The organism is Methylobacterium sp. E-046 (genome assembly GCF_022829625.1).
In the GTDB taxonomy this organism is placed as follows: Bacteria; Pseudomonadota; Alphaproteobacteria; order Rhizobiales; family Beijerinckiaceae; genus Methylobacterium; species Methylobacterium longum.
The window spans coordinates 1-16,683 of sequence record NZ_JAKSYP010000178.1 but is presented as its reverse complement, the minus strand read 5'-3'; the positions used below and the strand labels follow the sequence as shown (position 1 = coordinate 16,683).

The following is a 16,683-nucleotide window of genomic DNA, read 5'->3' as shown; positions in this document are numbered from 1 at the left end:
CCCGGGCCGGGCGAGCGGACAACCTGCGTCGGGTTGCGGCGATTGCCGGTCGGCCCGCAGAGCAGCGCGAGGGCGTGTTCCTCGTGGCGACCGATGTGGCTGATCACGACGGCATCGCCGAGATCGAGCACATCGCGCTGTCCGAGATCGCCACGGCCTTGCTCGTCGATAAGACTCACCTGCTAGAGGCAGTGCCGGTTGGGTCTAAACGACTACAATCGCTGGGGTAGGCTCCCCGTCCGTCAGCGTGGCGATCAGCAGCCAGAGCGCTTGGTGCTCTGGCCCGCCACGGTCGGCCGCGAGGAAGGCAGACAGGCCGATCTCGGTGACGTAGCCTCCTGAGGCAAGATTAGCCTCGTGCCGGACGAAGCTTTGGCTATCCACGGAACCGCGCTTCAAGACCCAGCGATCGCCGTTCGAGCTGACGTAGAGTACCCGGCCCAAGATGACCTCGCTCGATCAGAGGGCGGAATGGCCGAGGTAGGCGGCGACGCTGGTGACGCGAGAGCCGACCATCCGCACGGCCTTGCGCAGGCGATCCTCGGTAACTGCGAAGCGCAGCGCCCAGTGCTCACGGGCGGCGCGGTCGAACACGTCGATGTAGGCTTTGTCGCGCAGCTCTGTCGGCATGGCTGGATCCACAAGCACCCTGGCCTCCGCCAGGAGTCGGGCTTTCAACCCAGAAGCGTTCCCTCGGTTGCAGCTGTGTCTGGGTAATTCACCGCGGAAAGGAGGGCCGCGTGCGTTGATGGTCCGCCTGCGGACGCTTTTTAATGGCCAAGCTGAAACACCCTGCGGTTGAACGCATTTCTTGATGCATGTCAGCTTCTCGCCCCCTCGCCGTCCTAGCTGAAGACGAAGCCGTAATCCGCATGGCGGCAGCGGCCATGCTCGATGTACTCGGTTTCGAAGTGCTTGAGGCTGAGCGATCGGACGAAGCGCTGCGCCTTCTGGAGGCGCACCGCGGCGCTGCTCTCCTCTACACGGACATCAACATGCCGGGCTGCATGGACGGTTGCGATTTGGCGCATACTACCACTGAGCGCTGGCCGGAGACGAAGATCATCGTCTGCTCGGGCTGCACCCTTGAGGAGGCGGCCCGGCTGCCCCAGTGCGCGTACTTCCTCAACAAGCCCTGCGCCGAGAGGGTGGTACGCAAGGCCTTGCAAGTACTTAGTCTGCACTGACCGATCAGGCGTAGGGTCCTCCGAACAGATCGCCAAGGGCTTTGCGTCGGAACAGCGTGCGCCAGCGTCGCCTCTGATGCTCGGGTCGATCGTGGATCATGTGGCATCGTTGGCAGAAGGCTGCGAGGTTGGCGTCTGCGTTGTTCGAGGTGTTGTGGTCCCGATGAGCTGCCGCGAGGACCACACGGGTTCGACGAGAGCGACCGAGGATGTTGGTGTTCGTCCTTATCCGGATCCGGCGCCCCCATCCGTCGCGCCAACGGCCAGCGTCAGCGTCCCACCAGCGGCCATCACCGAGGTGGTAGACCATCTGCCCGTGCGGTCGCCCACAGCCCTCGCAACGGCCCTGCGCGCGACCGAACCGGATCACGGCCGAAAGCTGCGGCCAGTCGATGGGGTAGAAGAAGCGGTGCTCGGGCCGGATCGGCATGGTGCCGGCATTGTGCCACCGGGCGTGAAGAAAGCGTAGCGGTAGAGGTCTGCTACGGACTGCAGATGGACCTGTCAGACCTTGAGTTCTAGGCCTTCCTCACTGTGGCGATCCCTGGCTTGCTCCTGCCGGTCATCATCGTGTGGTGGAAAGGCCAGCCCATCGTCCCGATCGTCCTGCTCAGCCTCGTATGCTGGCCGGGCGCGTTGATCCTGGCGCTCAGGCTGGGACGACGACAGGATCGATGATTTCACTTATCGGGCGCGCCCCATGTGGCACGTCTACTCGCACGGGCATCCAGAAGGCTAGCCAAACCCAGCATCACCGCGAGGCCGCCGAGATTGACAGCGATCTGCAGCGGCCATGTCACGTCGAAGGTACGGTAGAGGATGCGGCCGGCGAGGGCCGCCAAGCAACCGGCTGCAAAGATTTCCAGCGAGTGCCGGCCGCAGGCATCAATCAGCCGGAGCGGGCGCCAACGGCTGGCGCGTAGTACCGCCGGAACGCTGAAGACCAGGTACGTCAGGGCTAGGATGTGCAGCAGGCGCACGAGCACGACGTGGCTCTTGTCTGGGGCCTCGATTGCAAGCGGCCTGAGATCCGGCAGGCCCCAATCCGTCCAAGACCCGCCTTGGAACAGAGCGAAGACGATGTAGCCGCAGGCCGCCGCTGCAGCCCAACGCCGCCATGGCAGCAAACCGTCCCCAGCGCGAACAGCGAGAGCGAGAGCCGCGCCGATCACGAACAGGAACTGCCAAGCGAACGGATTGAAGTACCACCCGTCGTCCACCGCTGTGGCATTGGGCAGGTTCAAGGTGTGGTCGACGTTGGCGGCGAGCCACAGCGTACCCGACAGAGCCAGCACGACCCAGACCTTACGCTCCATTCCGAAGTAGACCAGCGGGAACAGGGCGAGCAGCAGAATGTAGAGCGGTAGGATGTCGAGGTAGTTCGGTAGCGCGTTCAGCGCGAGCCCACGCAGAAGTCCGGGCAGCAGACCCATCTGAAGCAAAGGCGCGACACCGAACCTGGGTGTAATCCCGGTGAGGTCCATCCATACCCGGACGATTATCAGGGTGGCGAACAGCAGCCCAGCATGAAACAGGTAGATGCGCCCGCACCGCTGGGCAATGCGGGCCAGGGTCGTCCAAATCCCAGCTCGGCGGAACATGCCGCCATAGGCGATCATCGACGAATAGCCGGCCAGAAGCACGAAGATCTCGGCCGCGTCCGAAAAGCCGAAATTGTGCAGCGTGACCAGGGCCGGGGCGTTGCGCGGGATGTGGTCGACGAAAATCATCAGCAGCGCGAAGCCGCGCACCACGTCGACCCGTGCGTCACGGACCAGCCTCTTACGTTCGGGCTCGGGCAGTCGATCCGACACAACGGCGCCCTCCACCGGTTCGGCCCTATGCAAGTCGGGCGACAGTGTGCTCAGTTCGATGCTGCTGGGGCTCGTCACTCAGCGCATCACCGATATGCTCGTCAGCCACAGCCGGCAGAGCCTGGGCCACAGAGCGACGGGCGCATCTGATTGGCCGATCCCAAACCCATGGCCACCAACGGCAAACCGGTGATACTCGACCGAGACATGCGCCTCGCGACATGCTTCGTCGAGGACGCGGCTGTGCTCAGGACTGATCACCGCGTCATCGTCGGCTTGCACCAGAAAGATCGTGGGACAGTTTGGCTGAACATAAGTCTGAAGCGACCACGCTTCGCTTGCTTCGAGCGTAGGTGTCTCGCCGACCAGAGAGCGCCGGGTGGTCGTTCGATCATAAGGCGGACCTAGGCTGACAACCGGGTATAGCAGCACTGCAAAGTCGGGACGAGCTGACAGGTCGTCGATTAAGTCCACTCGTGCATAGGAGCGATAATCCGAGCGTGCAGCGACCATGCCGCAGAGATGGCCGCCCGCCGAAAATCCCATCACTCCGATGCGGTTCGGGTCGATCTGAAACCGATCAGCATTGACCCGGATCAGGCGCATGGCTCGCTGCCCATCCTGGAATGTCACGAGCGGGCCGTCGTTCCATCCCTCGCGCGGTAGACGATAGGTGAGGACGAAGGCGGTGATGCCTTGCGCCGTGAGCCACAAAGCAGCGGGCAGTGCTTCTTTGACGATCCCGATGCGGGTGTAGCCACCACCACCGGCGACGAGCACCGCGACGCCGGTCGGGTTCTCCGGCAGGTACACCTCGAGCATAGGCGTCGCGATATTGCTCACCGCGCCACTATCGTCGCGAGCGATCGGACCGTGTGGTCCGCCCCCGCCAGGCGGTTGACCTGGCCAGAGCGGGATCCGTTCCGGAGCCCCCACTGCATCCGCACCGGATGCCGACGTGAGAGCCGCCGTCACGAGCGTCAGGAGGACAGAGCGACGATCAGGCATGGCACTCCAGTTTGAAAGACCTGAGCCTCTCGAGGCGTAGCCTTTGCATTTTGGATGCAAGATCGCGTCAGCCGACCAATCTCGAGCTTTGTATCCGGTCCCTTGAGGACGGGCAGCCGGGGCCGCTTACCCAAGGGCAAACGGCGGTCTTGGTGTTTTGGGCCGCGCTCATGCGGCGAAGCTTCGTCTAAGCAGGAGGGAGCCCTACTTGCCGCCACCGCTGCCGGTCGAACCCATTCGCGAAGGCTGCCCCTCATTGCCGGAGGCAGCGGAGTCGTTCGAGATGCCGTCTGCAGCCCGGCCAGTGGGTGAGTAGGTTGCAGCACCTTCCTCCCCGGTCGAGCCTGGCTGACGAGTGACGACCCCGGGAGCGCCGGGCGGGACGATTACGGTCGTGCTGGTCGGGGTTTCGATAACTTGAGCGAAAACGGGTGTGGCAAGCATCACGGTGAAGGCCGTGACGAGAATGGGCTTGATCATAGGACTTGATTTCCGTCTGTAGGGGACGGGCAACGGTCGGTCGTACACAACGGGTCCAGTCGCTAATGTCACAGGGGCAGGCATTAGACCTGGATCAGCGCGCGCATTTCTTAGGATGATCACTATTAATTCAGCCAGAGCCACACGTCAGGCGTGGGTGGTAATCTAATATGTCAAACAAGAACGCAAGATAGTAGAATAAAATAGAAATACTGACGTCAAAAGCTAAGGTGAATTCGATATAATTCAGCGGCTGCCCTATCGCCTACTTAAGCCGCATCGGTTGTTTTCTTTGCACAGACGTTGCCTTGGCCTCTTCAAAAGCTTCGTGGCCGGTCGCACCGTCAACGGCCGGAAGTTCGCTGCCTTTCTCTGGGTCCGGCACATTGACGTTCCGGGTCGGCTTCGATGCTGGCATGGCGCTGTGGGCTTCAAGCTTGTCGGTCTTGCGCACCACGTCCTCTCCGATTTCCACCAGTTCGTCGCTTCGTGGATCCGGCTGGGGGCTCATGGCAGACGTGCTGTCCGATGCCGCTCGTGGCGCCACAGAGCCACTGCAACGCGGCGAGCCTCGTAGGTCCGTCGCAGCGATGTCCCGAGATCGCCTTGGCCTTCCGGGGAAAAGGCATAGATCAGCACCCCGTCTGGCCCATAGTTCCGACGCATCTCGGCGCGCCAGAGGCCATCGGCTGCCGCGAGGGCGGACTCCGTTAAAGCGAGGCGGGAAGGCTCTGGCGAGATTGAGATCTGAGCGTTCATCTCAGCCAACGTGCCGAACATGCGGAAGGTCCGTATCGACCTTCGTTCCAGCACCCGCCATCTTGAGTGCAGGCCCGGGCAGCACGGTCAGACCCACGACCCGTAGGGGGGAGCCGGTGCCGCGGGGCAAGTAGCTCTACCGGCCGGTGCCAACCACAACCGGCAGCCCAGCTGGGATCTGGTCGCACTTCCCGCAGTGGAAGCGCCGGGCGACGAGAAGTACCTCCTCTGCACCCTGGGCCTGAAGCTGATCCCAGGTCCGCCACGTCATAGCTCGGCATGACGTGCATTTCGGGATACGCAGGCCGCGGTATCCCTCATCCGTCCAGTCGCTCACCGTCCGCTTGCGGGCTGAGACCACCATCGCGAAATCATCTCGTGCAGGATCGCGCCGGAGGCACGAACTGAGTTCTGCAAGAGAGGTGCCTGCCTCGCTCGACACCCGCCCCGCCGCTCGCCATCTTGAGCGCATGCCCAGGCGGCACAGCCATACCTACGACCCGCATGAAGAGCCGGCGCCCCAGGGAGGGTGGTTTCGGATGGGGGGCGGCCGTTCCATGAGCACTTGGACGGTTCGTGCCAGGCGTGTGCTACAGTCTAGAGCACCGGCATTGCATCGCTTTGTTAAGCCGATGCCAGCATCCTTGTGACGACGGTCTGTCGTCTTCATCTCAGAAGCTTTCAACATCCGGACCCAAGGATGGATGCGGAGGATCAGACCGGATGGTTGTAGACGCGCACCCGGCGAGCACCTGACATCAGAGTGTCCACACCGGCCATGGGAGCGCTGACCGCATCGTTCTCGCGCACGACTGAGCCTGCGGCCGCGTCTGAGCCGATCAAGGTCGAGGTGTCGCCTCGAGCCCCACCGGCAGTCTGGCCGCTCCAGCCCTCGCTCTCCCATCCCTGGGCGCGGGCGTCGAGATCGACAGCACCGTGCTCCTCCAGGATGCGCGTGGCCACGCCGGCGTGGGCCTCATCCGCCCTCACGGTCAGCAACGAACCGCCCCGTCGCACGCCCTCGGCGTAGGTATGCGCGTCGGTTTCACTCACACCGGCGCCGGTCAACGAACCGGTCAAACCGCCCGCGGCGGCACCGATGCCCGCACCGGTGAGCGTCGCCACGAGCCAGCCCGCTGCCACAACTGGACCGACGCCCGGGATAGCCATCAGCCCGAGGCCGGCGAGGAGGCCAGCGCCACCGCCCAGGATCGTGCCGAGCGTCGCCCCGGTACCGGTGCCGGTGGCGGCATGGTCGGCCGTGTCGATCGTTCCTGAGGTGCTGGTGTCTGTCTTGTTGCCGACGAGGCTGATGTCCGAGTGCGGCACGCCGGCCGCCTCCAACTTCGTCACCGCGGCAGCAGCGTCGTCGTAGCGGTCGTATAAGGCCGAGAGGGTCTGCGTCGGCATGGGATGACTCCGGGACGTTCGAGTGGGGCAGATCGAGCTAGGGGACGGGCTAGTGGACCGCGACGTTGCCCTTGAAATCGAGGCCGACGCTGGCGAGCTTGCCGTCCACCATCGTGCTGGCGTGCCAGATGCCGTCGCCGTCCTTCTTGAGGTCCTTGACCTCGTGGTAGCCAGCCTTCTCAAGGCGCCGGCGGACCTCACCCTCGGTGAAGCTGTTGGTGCCCCTCTCCAACTTCACGGTCGCCGCCGTTCCGGTGGTGGCTGCCTTGCCATCGTGGGCGTGATCGGCGTTCGGCCGCGTCACGGCGGTCTGGCCGCCGGACGTCGCGGTGGAGGCACCACCTGTCGCCGGCTGACCGGTGACGGTCGTCTGCGCCGATGCGGGCGCGGCCGCGAGCAAAGGCAACAGGAGCAGGGTCAAACGGTTCAGGGACATGGCAGGGCCTGTTTGTCTGGTAGCAGTAGAGGGACGGGCTGATCCGAGGTCTGATATCGGCAGGGTGCGCTGCCCGGTGTATCCAAGCTCCAGGCAGCGCCGCTCATGTCGATCAGACCGGCTTGCGCGTGCCGAGCGTGGTGCCGGTGGTCGTGGTTCCGGCCGTGCCAGTGCGGCTGACGTTGCCGCGCTCGTCCTCGACCTCGACCTCCGTATGCCGCACTTTGTCGGTGATGGTCTCAGTGCGCTGACCCGCGTCCTTGCGGATGCCGACCTCCTCGACCACGCGGGCTTCCTTCGACACCACCGCCTGCTCACGCATCTCGGTCGCCTCGATGGTCTTGCTCGCGAACAAGGCCTCGTCGGCCGCCGTCACCGGCCGGTCGACCGCGCGCCGATCGACGTGCACGGTCTCGTCACGCAGGGTGACCTGCTCCTCGACCGGCTTCTCGACAACGAAGGAGCGAACTCGCACCCGGCCGCTCTCGGCCACGCGCTTGCCGACGTTGAGCCGCTCCTCAACGATCGGGATATAGTCGGTCTCGCCCGTGGTTGTGCCAGCATCCTTCAGGGCCGCGGCTTCCGTAGCCTCCGTTCCAGTTGCTGCCGTCCCCGTGGTCGAGCTAGCCGTCGTGGTGCTGCCCGTCACCGAGTACCCGCTCCAGCCTTCCTTGCGCCACGCGCTCTCACGCTGGTCGAGGTCGACCGAGCCGTGCTGCTCTAGGATATCGTAGGCCGTCTCGGTCTGCGCAGGCTCGACGCTCGCGGTCAGCAGCGTGCCACCGCGGCTCAGACCCTCGCTGTAGGCGTAGCGATCCTCCTCGGGCATGAAGAAGTCCTTCAGTGAGCCCCAGAAACCGCCCTCGTCCTTGTGGTAGTCGTACGAGCCGCTCGTGCGCGCCTTCTGGGCACCTTGCACGAGCTTGATCGCCGATTGCGGGATGCCGGCGGCGACAAGCTTGGCTTGAGCGGCCTGCGCCTCGGCCGGGCGATCGAACAGCGCGGTGATCGTCTGCGTCATGATGTTGTCTCCTGGGTGGAAGGGGGATCGATCTGTTCGCTGGCGTGGCCGTCCAGGCTCACGCGTTCGACCACGGCGCGCTGCTTACGCAGCGTCATCGGGACCTCGACGTCCTCATCCGCGGAGCTTCGGCGGACGTGTACTTCTTCCTTGAGGACGAGGCGCTTCTCGACGACGAGGATCTCTTCGAGGACGGGAATGACGGTCACCCCGTTCTCCTCGCGGACTATCGGGGGCGCCTCGCCCTCGGACAGCGTCCGGTTGACCGACACCCGGGTGACCTCGACTGTTCCGCTGCGCAGGCTCTCGCGCAGGATTTGATCGACGGTCTTGGTTCGGGTCGAGACCCGCACCCGTCCCGTCTCCACCGCCTGCTTGTCGATGCGAGCGGTTTCTTCGATCAGCGGGAGGACCACCTCCTCGCCGACGGCGACCTCCGCCGTCTCTACGCCTTGCGTCCGTGAGAGCTTCGGCTGGCTGGCGGCGGGATCGCTCATGGTCAGATCCGACGCTGAGTCGTGGCGGGGACGCCGGTACGTCTCACCACCGGATCGACCGCCGCACCGCGGCCGGCGAAGAAGGCGGCCAGTGCGCCGAGGATCAGCGCCAAGGCGCCGTAGAGCGCGCCCTGCGATCCGACCCGTGCCGCGGCATCGGCTACCTGCTTGGCCTGTTCCTTGGCCTTGGCTGTCGCGTCATTGAACTGCTGCACGTACTGGGCGACCTGTGTCCGGGCCTGATCGACCGGGATGTTTTGCGCTTTCGCTAGCGCCTGGGCGGCCTTCTCCTGCGCGTCCTTCTGCTGGGCGGCATCACCGGTCACCGCAGCGCGCATCGCGCTGACGGCGGCGTTCTTCAGGGCGTCCGGGTCGTTGCCAGTGCCGTTACGGACCTGGCTCTCGATGTTCGAGAACGGGTTGTCCATGCCCGGCAGCGACGGGCCTGCGGCCTGCGCGGCGGTCTTCACCGAGCCACCAACGAGGTTGCCGGCGCCGCCCAGCGTGTTCGACACCGCGCTCGACGCGCCGCTGACGACGCCGCCGACCGCCGAGGACAACAGGTAGACGATGACCAGGGTTGAGACCGCCCAGGCGATCAGCCCGTGATAGGCAGTGGTGGTGTTGGCCGGCTTGCCTGAGAGGCGCCCGGCGAGCCAGCCGCCGGCGGTGGAGGCGAGGATGCCGGAGATCACGAACCAGATCCCGGCTCCCGAGGACAGGCTGCCCGCCGTCGGGGTGCCGTTGCCCGCCGGGTCGACGGTCGAAAGCCCGATGCCGAGCCCGACCATATTGAGGATGACCTGGGCGACGAGCGCGATCACCGCGCCGGCGAACACCGCGCCCCAGGAGATGGAGTGCAGCGCTATCGTGCGCATGTCTTCCGCGGGGGAGACCGCGCTGGCGGTGGGGAGGTCGCGGTCGTAGACCGGACGGGTGGTGTCAGGTGATAACGCCATGCTCGGTACTCTCAAATCTGTGTGGTTCGATCTTCCGCCGAAGTCGGCGGAAGCGGGTTTGGTTGGGCTCAGAGCACCCGACGGGCGATCAGGGCGTGGTCGAGTTGCACTCCGACCACCGCGCCGACGACGGTGACGAGCAGGTCTGCAGAGGTTCAGCCCCGCGACGCCGGGCTGACCGAACTGGTTGCCGCCCGTGTGTCAGCTCGCGTTCCAGCATCACGAGCGGGTCGAGCGCTTGGGTCTCGGCTCAGGGTTCGACGATGCGTAGGCGGCTTCGATGGCGGCGATCTCGGCGGCAGCTTCCGCCTGGATCGCACGGTCGCCCTCGATGATGCCGATGGCTTCCTTGATTAGCGCCCGGATATGGTCGGGCGAGAGCACCTTCCGACGCCCGGCCACACGGATCTCCTCATATCAACCTGCCAGGATGATCTTCCGAGATACTCGTGTGGGCAGAGCTATCACCGTGTAATCAGGCAATTTAGTAGAAGTTCCGACGATTTACGTAAATTACATTTGCACCAATTCGACTTGGTAGTTCTGTCATGGTTTTCGTTGGTCTCAGCGCCGGTGCCGCGTGTTCGGCCCGATCCCGCGCTCCTGCGCCCACACCACTACCGCGCTGCGACGGTTGACCCCGAGCTTGCGGTACAGCCCGGAGACGTGGTTGCGCACTGTGTTGGGTGACAGCTTCAGCTCGGCGCCGATCTCCCGGTCGGTCGCGCCCTGGCAGATCCGCGTGAGCATGTCCTGCTCGCGGATCGTTAGGTTCTCGACCCCGAGCGACGGCCGGCCGGAGCGCGGCGGGTGGCGCAGGGTCGCCAGCTTATCGATCACCCCGTGGCTGAACCACGATGCGTCCGCCATCACCGCTTCAATGGCGGTGATCAACTCGCGTTCCGAGCGCTTCCTCGCGGTGATGTCCTGCAGAACGCAGAGCACGCAGGCCTCGCCGTTGATGCTCACGCGCTCGGCCGAGACCAGGCAATCGATCTCGGCCCCGTTCCTGTCCTGCAGGCCGGCCTCGAACGCGCGGATGCTGCCAAGCCGTTTGAGGTCGCGCGAGAACCTGCGCCGCTCGGTGAGGTCGACCCAGAGCGCGAGATCGGCGAGCGATCGGCCAGCCGCGGTCTCGGGGGCATGGCCGAACGACGTAACGAAGGCTTGGTTGACGCTAGTAATTTCCAAGCCGTCCGCGCTCATCAGCGCGCTCGGCACCGGTGAAAGTTCGAACGCCTTGGCGAAGCGCTCCTCGCTGTGGCGCAAGGCCATCTCGGCCTTCCGGCGATCCTCCAGGTCGGCGAAGGTGAATAGCATGCATCGTTCGACGCCACCCGGACCGGGCATGTCGATGGCGTGGCCGGCCACGATCACGTAGCGGCCCTTCCCGCAAGGCGTTGTGAGCTGAGCCTCCATCTGCGGGATGGTGTGGCCGGCGTGAAGGTGCCGGATCGCCAACTCGCGTCGCTCGGCGTCGCGCAGCAGGTCGATCTCGCAGAACGATCGGCCGAGCACGTCGTCGCGATGGTACCCGGTCAGGTCGAGGAAGCCGTGATTGACTCGCACGAAGCGCAGGTCGGCGATCCGGCAGATGATCGCTGGCGCTGGATTGGCGTTGAACATCCGCTCGAACCGCGCCTCGGCCTGGTAGCGCTCGCTCACGTCCTGCATCACCAGTGCGAGGCCGCTCGGTGTGCCATCCGCATCGGTCGTCACCAGGCTGCGGATGCGGTGCATCCACCTGTGTGTCGGATCCCGGGTCGGAGCCAGCTCGACCACGACGTCGCGGAACACCTCGCCGGCGAGTACCCGGTCGAGCGGATGCTGCAGCGGCCCGATCTCCCGGTGATTGCGGTAGTGCAGCGTGAAGTTCGCGCGGTACTCGGACACGGTGGCACCGAGATCACCGACGTCCGCGACCCCATGCATCATCACGGCGGCATTGTTCGCGTAGGCGATGGTCTGATCCGGCTCGATCAGGATCACGCCCTCGGACAGACCGGCCACGATCTGCCGCATTTGTATGTGATGAGCCGCATCGGCCATCGGCATATCTCCATCCGAAGCGCCAACGCTCGAATGTGGGGAAAAGCACAGACTGCCGCGTTTGGGCGTTCCTGATCTCGCCGATCGCCGTGGATGAACTGGCCGAGCAGAGCTCAAGCCAAGAAATTACGCCTATGAGCGTGCAAAGAATTTATTACACACCAGTTGCAGTTTGGGCCGGCGGCTTCCGGTGAGGAACATGACCTCGACCGTCCCTTCATCCATCGTCGTGGCATGGAGGCGGTAGCCCATGTTCGTCGCAAGCATACGCGCCTGGTCCAGCGTACCGGCGGCCAAGGTCATCGTGAACTCGGCTATGCCCGATGCGAGTTGAGCCGCGAGGAGACCGATTTCGACACCTTCGTTGAAGGTTTCGTCGCGGCCAGCAAACCGCAGGCGTAGGCCGGGCACGACATAGATGTGGCGCATGGGTAGTCCCTCTGGACACCTCCCAGTCCACAGCCGATGTAGTTAACGGAGCGTTAGCAGCGGTATGCTCCGAATGATCTAAAATCCTACTCGACCGCTTCGAGTCGGGCGCAGCTTGTCGCGATCGCAGGACGCGCTTAGTTCCGGAACGTAGCAATTACGCGAATGGGACAGTTCGCCCGGTCGTGAGAGCGTGAGCCATGGGCCGGCGCTCGTGATGTCCAGCGGCCGGTCGATGATGGTAGCGGTCTGACTCCAGATCTGGCGACCCCTCCTGTTCATGTCGTATAGCTAAGTTTCAGCGGCGCTGTTTCAGTGGGCTTGCCCTATCGGAACGGTCACGTCCCAGCCCGCCGGCTCCGTTCCTCAAGCTCAATCAGAACTCAACGACAGGTCGTGATACCATCTATGCAGGAAATCCAATGATTTTTCCGACAATCAGGGGCAACAACTACCGGCTCTTTGCAGACTTTGGTTAGGTCTGCTGTTGGCAGTCGTTCAATGACGTCCGACCCGGGCGAGCGTCTGCCCCAGGTTTATCAACAAGAGCTCCGTCGCCGCCCGGACCCCAGCGGGCGCGTCGGGGCCGAGCGTCTTCTTAAGAGCCAGGGCCAGATCGGTCGCTCGCTCCAGCGGGTTGTCGCTCAGACCCGAACCGCTGACGACGTAGCGCTCGTCCCCATCGTGCATCTCGGTAATGTCGATCAGGATCCCGCACGTGCGCAAGGGGTGCCCGGTTTCGGACAGATAGGTGCGTCCGCGACTAAGAAGCCAGCGTACGGTCCCGTCCTCGGCCATGACACGGTACTCGACCAGGAACAGGCCACCCGCCCGGGTCACCTCTCCAACATGCTCGATCAGCCAAGCATGATCGGCGGGATGCACGGCCGCGATGGAGATCAACCCGGTGAGCTATTTCTCGGCGAGGTCTGGGTCGCCGGTCAGCAACTGCGCCGCACCGGCGTCGTAGACGATGACCTGACGGACATGATCCAAGTCCCAGGTTCCGACCACGCATGAGGCTTCGAGGGCATCATACAGGCGCTCGTGCGACCCACTAATCCCCCCGGACGTTGCTACTGAACGATCAAACCGCCGATCCATCGTGTCGTCTCGTATATAGGCAGCCAGACCGGCCCAGATTAATCCGTACTCTGTGGCCGCCGAAATGACAAAGATTTCATTCTATGGTTGTATACTGGGGATGGGCATTGCGATAGCAGCGGCCCGGGTAGCTCATCCGGGGAGGCGTGGAGGAGCTGGAGAAGGCAGAGGAAGCGTGCATGGGCGACGATGTTAGAGCCCAGGTCGCGATGGACTCCGACGAAACGCCGACACGGAACCTACGTCGGATAGCCGATGCGCTCGGCATACCGGCATCTGAATTCTACGGTTCATCGATGTTGGATCACGAGGCCCTGACGTTGCTCTCGCTTGTGCAAACCTACCTCGTCCGGGTCGATCCGGATGCTCGCGAACGTTTCATAAGGAGGGTGCAGGCTATAGACGCGCAGCAGCCAACGACGTGATGGGGATTACTCCACGCATCTTGTCTGCTGCGATCGCCGCCCGCTCGTAGCAGAACAGATCAGCGGATCGGTCGCGCGAGCCGTTGCTCATGTTCCGGCCCGTGGTAACCGCCTTCGCCCTAACGGGTACGGGTACGGCGGCGTGACTTCGCTCGGGGCCCACCGTCTGCTTTTGGGCGTTACACTAACTACTGCTCCCCATCCGATGTGTCGCCAGCTAAAGGCCGCTCACGGCAGCATAGCGGACTTAGACCTTAAGCCTGTCGATCAGGACCCTGAGTGCCCCGGATACATGCCGCCGACTCGGATAGTATAGGAATAGGTCGTCCTTGATCTGGCACCAATCCTGAAGGCAGCGGTGCAACGTGCCAGCTTCAAGATGCGGCCGGGCTCGGTCCTCCCAAACGTAGGCTAGTCCGCACCCTTGTAGGGCCGCTTCGATCATCAGATCTTGGTCGTCGAGCGTGATCGGACCCTCGACCTGAACGACGATGACCTCACCATCCTGCTCGAATCGCCAGTCGAACATGGCGCCGCTCGGGTAGCGATAACGGATCCCGATGTGTTGCCTGAGGTCACGGGGATGCTGGGGTGGCAGGCGCGAGCGGAAGTAACTCGGCGAGCCAACCACGATCAGACGCTGCACCGGCCTGATCCGGACAGCCACCATGTCGCGGGACAACACCTCGCCGAAGCGGATGCCGGCATTGAACCCTTCCTCGACGATGTCGATCAGGCGGTCGGTGGCAACGATGTCGAGCTTGAGCCCAGGGTTTCCCTCGATCAGTTGGCCTAGGACATCCCGGAATGCAAAGGGGGCTATGGAGGTCGGGACGTTGATCCGGACCGTGCCGAACGGCGTCGCGCGAAAAGCGTTCAGGCCGTCCTGCGCCCTCGCGAGCTGTTCGAAGGCAGGCGTGAGATCGGCGAGATAACGCTCGCCCGCATCCGTCAGGGTTACGCTGCGGGTCGTCCGCTGTATCAGCCGCACACCGATGCGTTCTTCCAGGCTGCGGATCGTGTGACTGACGGCGGAGGCGGCTACACCCCGCTCGGTTGCGGCCTTTCGGAAGCTGCGATGCCGGGCGACGGCTAGGAAGGTCGATAGCTCGCTTAGCTCGGTCCCACGCATTGTTCTGTTTCGCTCATGACCGCGCGCAGAAACTAGCACGTTATCAGAACAGCGCTTTGCCCTTACGTCCTCTCCGACTGAACGGAGAACCGCCATGGACCTTCAACTAAACGGCAAGACGGCGCTGGTGACGGGTGCGAGCCAAGGGCTCGGGCGTGTCATCGTGAAATCGTTAGCGGCGGAGGGCGTGAGGGTGTTCGCCACCGCGCGCAACCCTGAGCTTCTCGCCAGCCTCGTCACTGAGATCGAGCAGGGGGGCGGGACTGCCCCAACCTTCTTCGAGCAGGATTTTATGGCCGAGGATGGCCCGAAGCGGATCGCCGAGGCGGCGGTATCGGCTCTCGGCCACGTCGACATCCTCGTGAACAATGCCGGAGGCAGCCGCCCAATGGCCATCGACGCGCCGGAGGAGCAGTGGGTCGAGGGCATGACCCTGAACTTCGACCGGCATCGGCAACTTACCCAAGCCCTGCTGCCGAACTTCCTGGCCCGGAAGTCCGGATCCATCGTCAGCATCTCCGGCAACTTGGAGCCCGAGGTGGTCAACGCGGCGATGGTTGCCAAGGCTGGCCTCGTGGTCTGGTCGAAGGGCCTGTCGGAGCAGCTTGGGCAGCACGGGATCACCGTTAACTGCATCCAGCCGGGCCTGATCGACACGGCGCAGATCCGCCGCCTCTACCCCGGCGACGAGCGCCGCAAGTTTGCGGAGCGGGAGATTGCGCTACGCGACTCCGGCGAGCCGGAGGACGTGGGCAATGCCGTTGCCTTCCTGGTGTCACCGCGCGCCCACTACATCACCGGCATCGTGCTGACCGTCGACGGCGGCATGCGTCGGTACTCGTTCTGAGCCTCCTCAATGGCATAAGGTCCGCAGGTAACGGAGAAGCGGACCTTCGAGACAGGCTGGCTGAACCTCTGCTTTTCGCCCGTTGCGGACCTTTGTCCTATTGCAGTCGTATGTCGGCTATCGGATTGTTTTACCGACGATCCGGTGGGGTGGATTGTGAATTGCCGAGACAGCTCCACCTCTGTCGGTAAAATGTGTCGGCTATTCTAGTGGTCGGAACCTAACGCTTGGTACCGTCCGCTCCGCGCTGCTTTAGCCCTTGACCAACACCGCCACGCGAGCCGCAATCTCTGCAACCGGCAGGCTGGCGTCAGGATGATCGGCCATGATCGCCGCCCAAGGCATTGCAGGTTGCTCGGCCTCCTCAGGCCTCTGGACGAGGGCCAAGCCACCGCGCGCCTTGACGGTCGCCAAGCCATCCGCGCCGTCCCCGCCATAGCCGCTGAGCACGATGCCAACGACGCGTTCGCCGTAGGCCTCGGCGGCTGACACGAACAACGGGTCCGCCGCAGGACGAGTGAAGTGGACCTTCGCCCCGTGATCAAGGCGGATCATGCCGTGATCCAGGTACATGTGCTTGTCGGGAGGGGCGACGTAGACGTGACCGCCCTCGAAGAGTTCGCCATCCTCGCCATGGGAAACGCGCAGGTGGCTCGTCATGCTCAGGATATCAGGCAAGATGCTAGGATGAGGGCCGATGTGCCAGACGATGAACACCGACGCCGAGCAACCTGCCGGTAGCCCTCCGATGATCTGTTGAAGCGGTGCGAGGCCACCGGCTGATGCCGCGATGACGATGATGGGTGCCATGTGACCGCTAACAGTGCCTAAGGTGGAATGTTCAGAGGCAAGAGCGCGGGAGACCCACTTCTCCAGGGGGAGCAGCCCTCCTCTGAGATCTGATCCCCCCATACGGCACGTCCGCATACCACTGGGTGCGGACGCTCGGCGCGGGTATCAAGCGTCAGATTTGCACCACTAGTACCGGGTAAACGCTGCATCTGGCTACTCGCCAGACTTCAGCGGATGAGCTGAACCTCGACGCCAGCACCTGCAGCGATCTCCTGCCAAGCGGCGTCCGCGGTGACAGCGACGGCATTGGAGCGGGCAGCGAGCGCCAGACAGA

Annotated in this window: 20 protein-coding genes and 1 pseudogene; 4 read left to right on the top strand and 17 right to left on the bottom strand. The window is 64.0% G+C overall.

Going from position 1 to position 16,683, the window contains the following annotated elements:
* Positions 1-230, top strand: a pseudogene (locus MKK82_RS17900) (hypothetical protein); the annotation flags it as partial.
* Between the two features lie 229 nt (positions 231-459).
* On the opposite strand, the gene MKK82_RS17895 reads toward MKK82_RS17900, so the two are convergent.
* Positions 460-630 carry a DUF3606 domain-containing protein gene (locus tag MKK82_RS17895; RefSeq protein WP_243986389.1) on the bottom strand — a complete coding sequence of 57 codons (171 nt, stop codon included), beginning with the start codon at positions 628-630 and terminating at the stop codon, positions 460-462.
* 188 nt (positions 631-818) lie between these two features.
* On the opposite strand from MKK82_RS17895, the gene MKK82_RS17890 reads away from it, so the two are divergent.
* On the top strand, positions 819-1,187 hold the full coding sequence (locus MKK82_RS17890; protein WP_279603098.1) for a response regulator: 369 nt from the start codon (positions 819-821) through the stop codon (positions 1,185-1,187).
* A gap of 4 nt (positions 1,188-1,191) precedes the next feature.
* Here MKK82_RS17890 and MKK82_RS17885 read toward each other — a convergent pair whose 3' ends face one another.
* The 14 genes from MKK82_RS17885 to MKK82_RS17820 all read right to left on the bottom strand — a co-directional run bounded on the left by MKK82_RS17885 (position 1,192) and on the right by MKK82_RS17820 (position 12,952).
* Positions 1,192-1,617, bottom strand: coding sequence for a hypothetical protein (locus tag MKK82_RS17885; RefSeq protein ID WP_243986387.1), 426 nt, complete (start codon positions 1,615-1,617; stop codon positions 1,192-1,194).
* 250 nt (positions 1,618-1,867) lie between these two features.
* Positions 1,868-3,079 (bottom strand): OpgC family protein, encoded by a 1,212-nt coding sequence (locus MKK82_RS17880; protein WP_243986386.1) that lies wholly within the window; start codon positions 3,077-3,079, stop codon positions 1,868-1,870.
* Entirely contained in the window at positions 3,080-4,009 is a 930-nt protein-coding gene (locus tag MKK82_RS17875; RefSeq protein WP_409566821.1) for an alpha/beta hydrolase, read from the bottom strand.
* 204 nt (positions 4,010-4,213) lie between these two features.
* Positions 4,214-4,489 (bottom strand): hypothetical protein, encoded by a 276-nt coding sequence (locus tag MKK82_RS17870; protein ID WP_243986383.1) that lies wholly within the window; start codon positions 4,487-4,489, stop codon positions 4,214-4,216.
* A gap of 265 nt (positions 4,490-4,754) precedes the next feature.
* Positions 4,755-5,000, bottom strand: coding sequence for a hypothetical protein (locus tag MKK82_RS17865; RefSeq protein WP_243986382.1), 246 nt, complete (start codon positions 4,998-5,000; stop codon positions 4,755-4,757).
* Between the two features lie 962 nt (positions 5,001-5,962).
* Positions 5,963-6,658: a hypothetical protein gene (locus MKK82_RS17860; RefSeq protein ID WP_243986381.1), complete on the bottom strand. Its 696-nt coding sequence runs from the start codon at positions 6,656-6,658 to the stop codon at positions 5,963-5,965.
* A gap of 49 nt (positions 6,659-6,707) precedes the next feature.
* Positions 6,708-7,094: a hypothetical protein gene (locus MKK82_RS17855; RefSeq protein WP_243986380.1), complete on the bottom strand. Its 387-nt coding sequence runs from the start codon at positions 7,092-7,094 to the stop codon at positions 6,708-6,710.
* Positions 7,095-7,206: 112 nt separating this feature from the next.
* Entirely contained in the window at positions 7,207-8,115 is a 909-nt protein-coding gene (locus tag MKK82_RS17850) for a YsnF/AvaK domain-containing protein (RefSeq protein WP_243986379.1), read from the bottom strand.
* Positions 8,112-8,612 (bottom strand): YsnF/AvaK domain-containing protein, encoded by a 501-nt coding sequence (locus MKK82_RS17845; protein ID WP_243986378.1) that lies wholly within the window; start codon positions 8,610-8,612, stop codon positions 8,112-8,114. Before MKK82_RS17845 ends, MKK82_RS17850 begins: the two co-directional genes overlap by 4 nt.
* A 2-nt stretch (positions 8,613-8,614) precedes the next feature.
* Positions 8,615-9,571: a PhnA-like protein gene (locus tag MKK82_RS17840; protein ID WP_243986377.1), complete on the bottom strand. Its 957-nt coding sequence runs from the start codon at positions 9,569-9,571 to the stop codon at positions 8,615-8,617.
* 219 nt (positions 9,572-9,790) lie between these two features.
* A complete protein-coding gene (locus MKK82_RS17835) occupies positions 9,791-9,973 on the bottom strand; it encodes a hypothetical protein (protein ID WP_243986376.1) in 183 nt (60 codons plus the stop codon).
* 162 nt (positions 9,974-10,135) lie between these two features.
* A complete protein-coding gene (locus tag MKK82_RS17830; protein WP_243986374.1) occupies positions 10,136-11,620 on the bottom strand; it encodes a PAS domain S-box protein in 1,485 nt (494 codons plus the stop codon).
* Positions 11,621-11,752: 132 nt separating this feature from the next.
* Positions 11,753-12,049: a hypothetical protein gene (locus MKK82_RS17825; protein WP_243986373.1), complete on the bottom strand. Its 297-nt coding sequence runs from the start codon at positions 12,047-12,049 to the stop codon at positions 11,753-11,755.
* Between the two features lie 498 nt (positions 12,050-12,547).
* Positions 12,548-12,952: a PAS domain-containing protein gene (locus MKK82_RS17820; protein WP_243986372.1), complete on the bottom strand. Its 405-nt coding sequence runs from the start codon at positions 12,950-12,952 to the stop codon at positions 12,548-12,550.
* A gap of 347 nt (positions 12,953-13,299) precedes the next feature.
* On the opposite strand from MKK82_RS17820, the gene MKK82_RS17815 reads away from it, so the two are divergent.
* Positions 13,300-13,578, top strand: coding sequence for a hypothetical protein (locus tag MKK82_RS17815; protein ID WP_243986371.1), 279 nt, complete (start codon positions 13,300-13,302; stop codon positions 13,576-13,578).
* Between the two features lie 247 nt (positions 13,579-13,825).
* On the opposite strand, the gene MKK82_RS17810 is transcribed toward MKK82_RS17815, so the two are convergent.
* Positions 13,826-14,710 carry a LysR family transcriptional regulator gene (locus MKK82_RS17810; protein WP_243986370.1) on the bottom strand — a complete coding sequence of 295 codons (885 nt, stop codon included), beginning with the start codon at positions 14,708-14,710 and terminating at the stop codon, positions 13,826-13,828.
* A gap of 94 nt (positions 14,711-14,804) precedes the next feature.
* Between MKK82_RS17810 and MKK82_RS17805 the strand changes: the two genes are divergently transcribed.
* Positions 14,805-15,557: an SDR family NAD(P)-dependent oxidoreductase gene (locus tag MKK82_RS17805; protein ID WP_243986369.1), complete on the top strand. Its 753-nt coding sequence runs from the start codon at positions 14,805-14,807 to the stop codon at positions 15,555-15,557.
* A 252-nt stretch (positions 15,558-15,809) separates the two neighbouring features.
* Here the strand turns inward: MKK82_RS17805 and MKK82_RS17800 are convergent, their stop codons facing one another.
* The gene (locus tag MKK82_RS17800; protein WP_243986368.1) at positions 15,810-16,367 is read right to left on the bottom strand and encodes a chemotaxis protein CheB; all 558 of its coding nucleotides are present in this window, start codon (positions 16,365-16,367) and stop codon (positions 15,810-15,812) included.
* Between the last annotated feature and the right edge of the window lie 316 nt (positions 16,368-16,683).

Excerpts from the sequence above, each read along its gene's own strand:
- MKK82_RS17885 (WP_243986387.1), bottom strand. The coding sequence starts at position 1,617 with ATGCCGATCCGGCCCGAGCACCGCTTCTTCTACCCCATCGACTGGCCG.
- MKK82_RS17805 (WP_243986369.1), top strand. The coding sequence starts at position 14,805 with ATGGACCTTCAACTAAACGGCAAGACGGCGCTGGTGACGGGTGCGAGC.
- MKK82_RS17860 (WP_243986381.1), bottom strand. The coding sequence starts at position 6,658 with ATGCCGACGCAGACCCTCTCGGCCTTATACGACCGCTACGACGACGCT.
- MKK82_RS17895 (WP_243986389.1), bottom strand. The coding sequence starts at position 630 with ATGCCGACAGAGCTGCGCGACAAAGCCTACATCGACGTGTTCGACCGC.
- MKK82_RS17800 (WP_243986368.1), bottom strand. The coding sequence starts at position 16,367 with ATGGCACCCATCATCGTCATCGCGGCATCAGCCGGTGGCCTCGCACCG.
- MKK82_RS17850 (WP_243986379.1), bottom strand. The coding sequence starts at position 8,115 with ATGACGCAGACGATCACCGCGCTGTTCGATCGCCCGGCCGAGGCGCAG.
- MKK82_RS17845 (WP_243986378.1), bottom strand. The coding sequence starts at position 8,612 with ATGAGCGATCCCGCCGCCAGCCAGCCGAAGCTCTCACGGACGCAAGGC.
- MKK82_RS17870 (WP_243986383.1), bottom strand. The coding sequence starts at position 4,489 with ATGATCAAGCCCATTCTCGTCACGGCCTTCACCGTGATGCTTGCCACA.
- MKK82_RS17865 (WP_243986382.1), bottom strand. The coding sequence starts at position 5,000 with ATGAGCCCCCAGCCGGATCCACGAAGCGACGAACTGGTGGAAATCGGA.
- MKK82_RS17810 (WP_243986370.1), bottom strand. The coding sequence starts at position 14,710 with ATGCGTGGGACCGAGCTAAGCGAGCTATCGACCTTCCTAGCCGTCGCC.
- MKK82_RS17855 (WP_243986380.1), bottom strand. The coding sequence starts at position 7,094 with ATGTCCCTGAACCGTTTGACCCTGCTCCTGTTGCCTTTGCTCGCGGCC.
- MKK82_RS17890 (WP_279603098.1), top strand. The coding sequence starts at position 819 with ATGTCAGCTTCTCGCCCCCTCGCCGTCCTAGCTGAAGACGAAGCCGTA.
- MKK82_RS17840 (WP_243986377.1), bottom strand. The coding sequence starts at position 9,571 with ATGGCGTTATCACCTGACACCACCCGTCCGGTCTACGACCGCGACCTC.
- MKK82_RS17825 (WP_243986373.1), bottom strand. The coding sequence starts at position 12,049 with ATGCGCCACATCTATGTCGTGCCCGGCCTACGCCTGCGGTTTGCTGGC.
- MKK82_RS17875 (WP_409566821.1), bottom strand. The coding sequence starts at position 4,009 with ATGCCTGATCGTCGCTCTGTCCTCCTGACGCTCGTGACGGCGGCTCTC.
- MKK82_RS17830 (WP_243986374.1), bottom strand. The coding sequence starts at position 11,620 with ATGGCCGATGCGGCTCATCACATACAAATGCGGCAGATCGTGGCCGGT.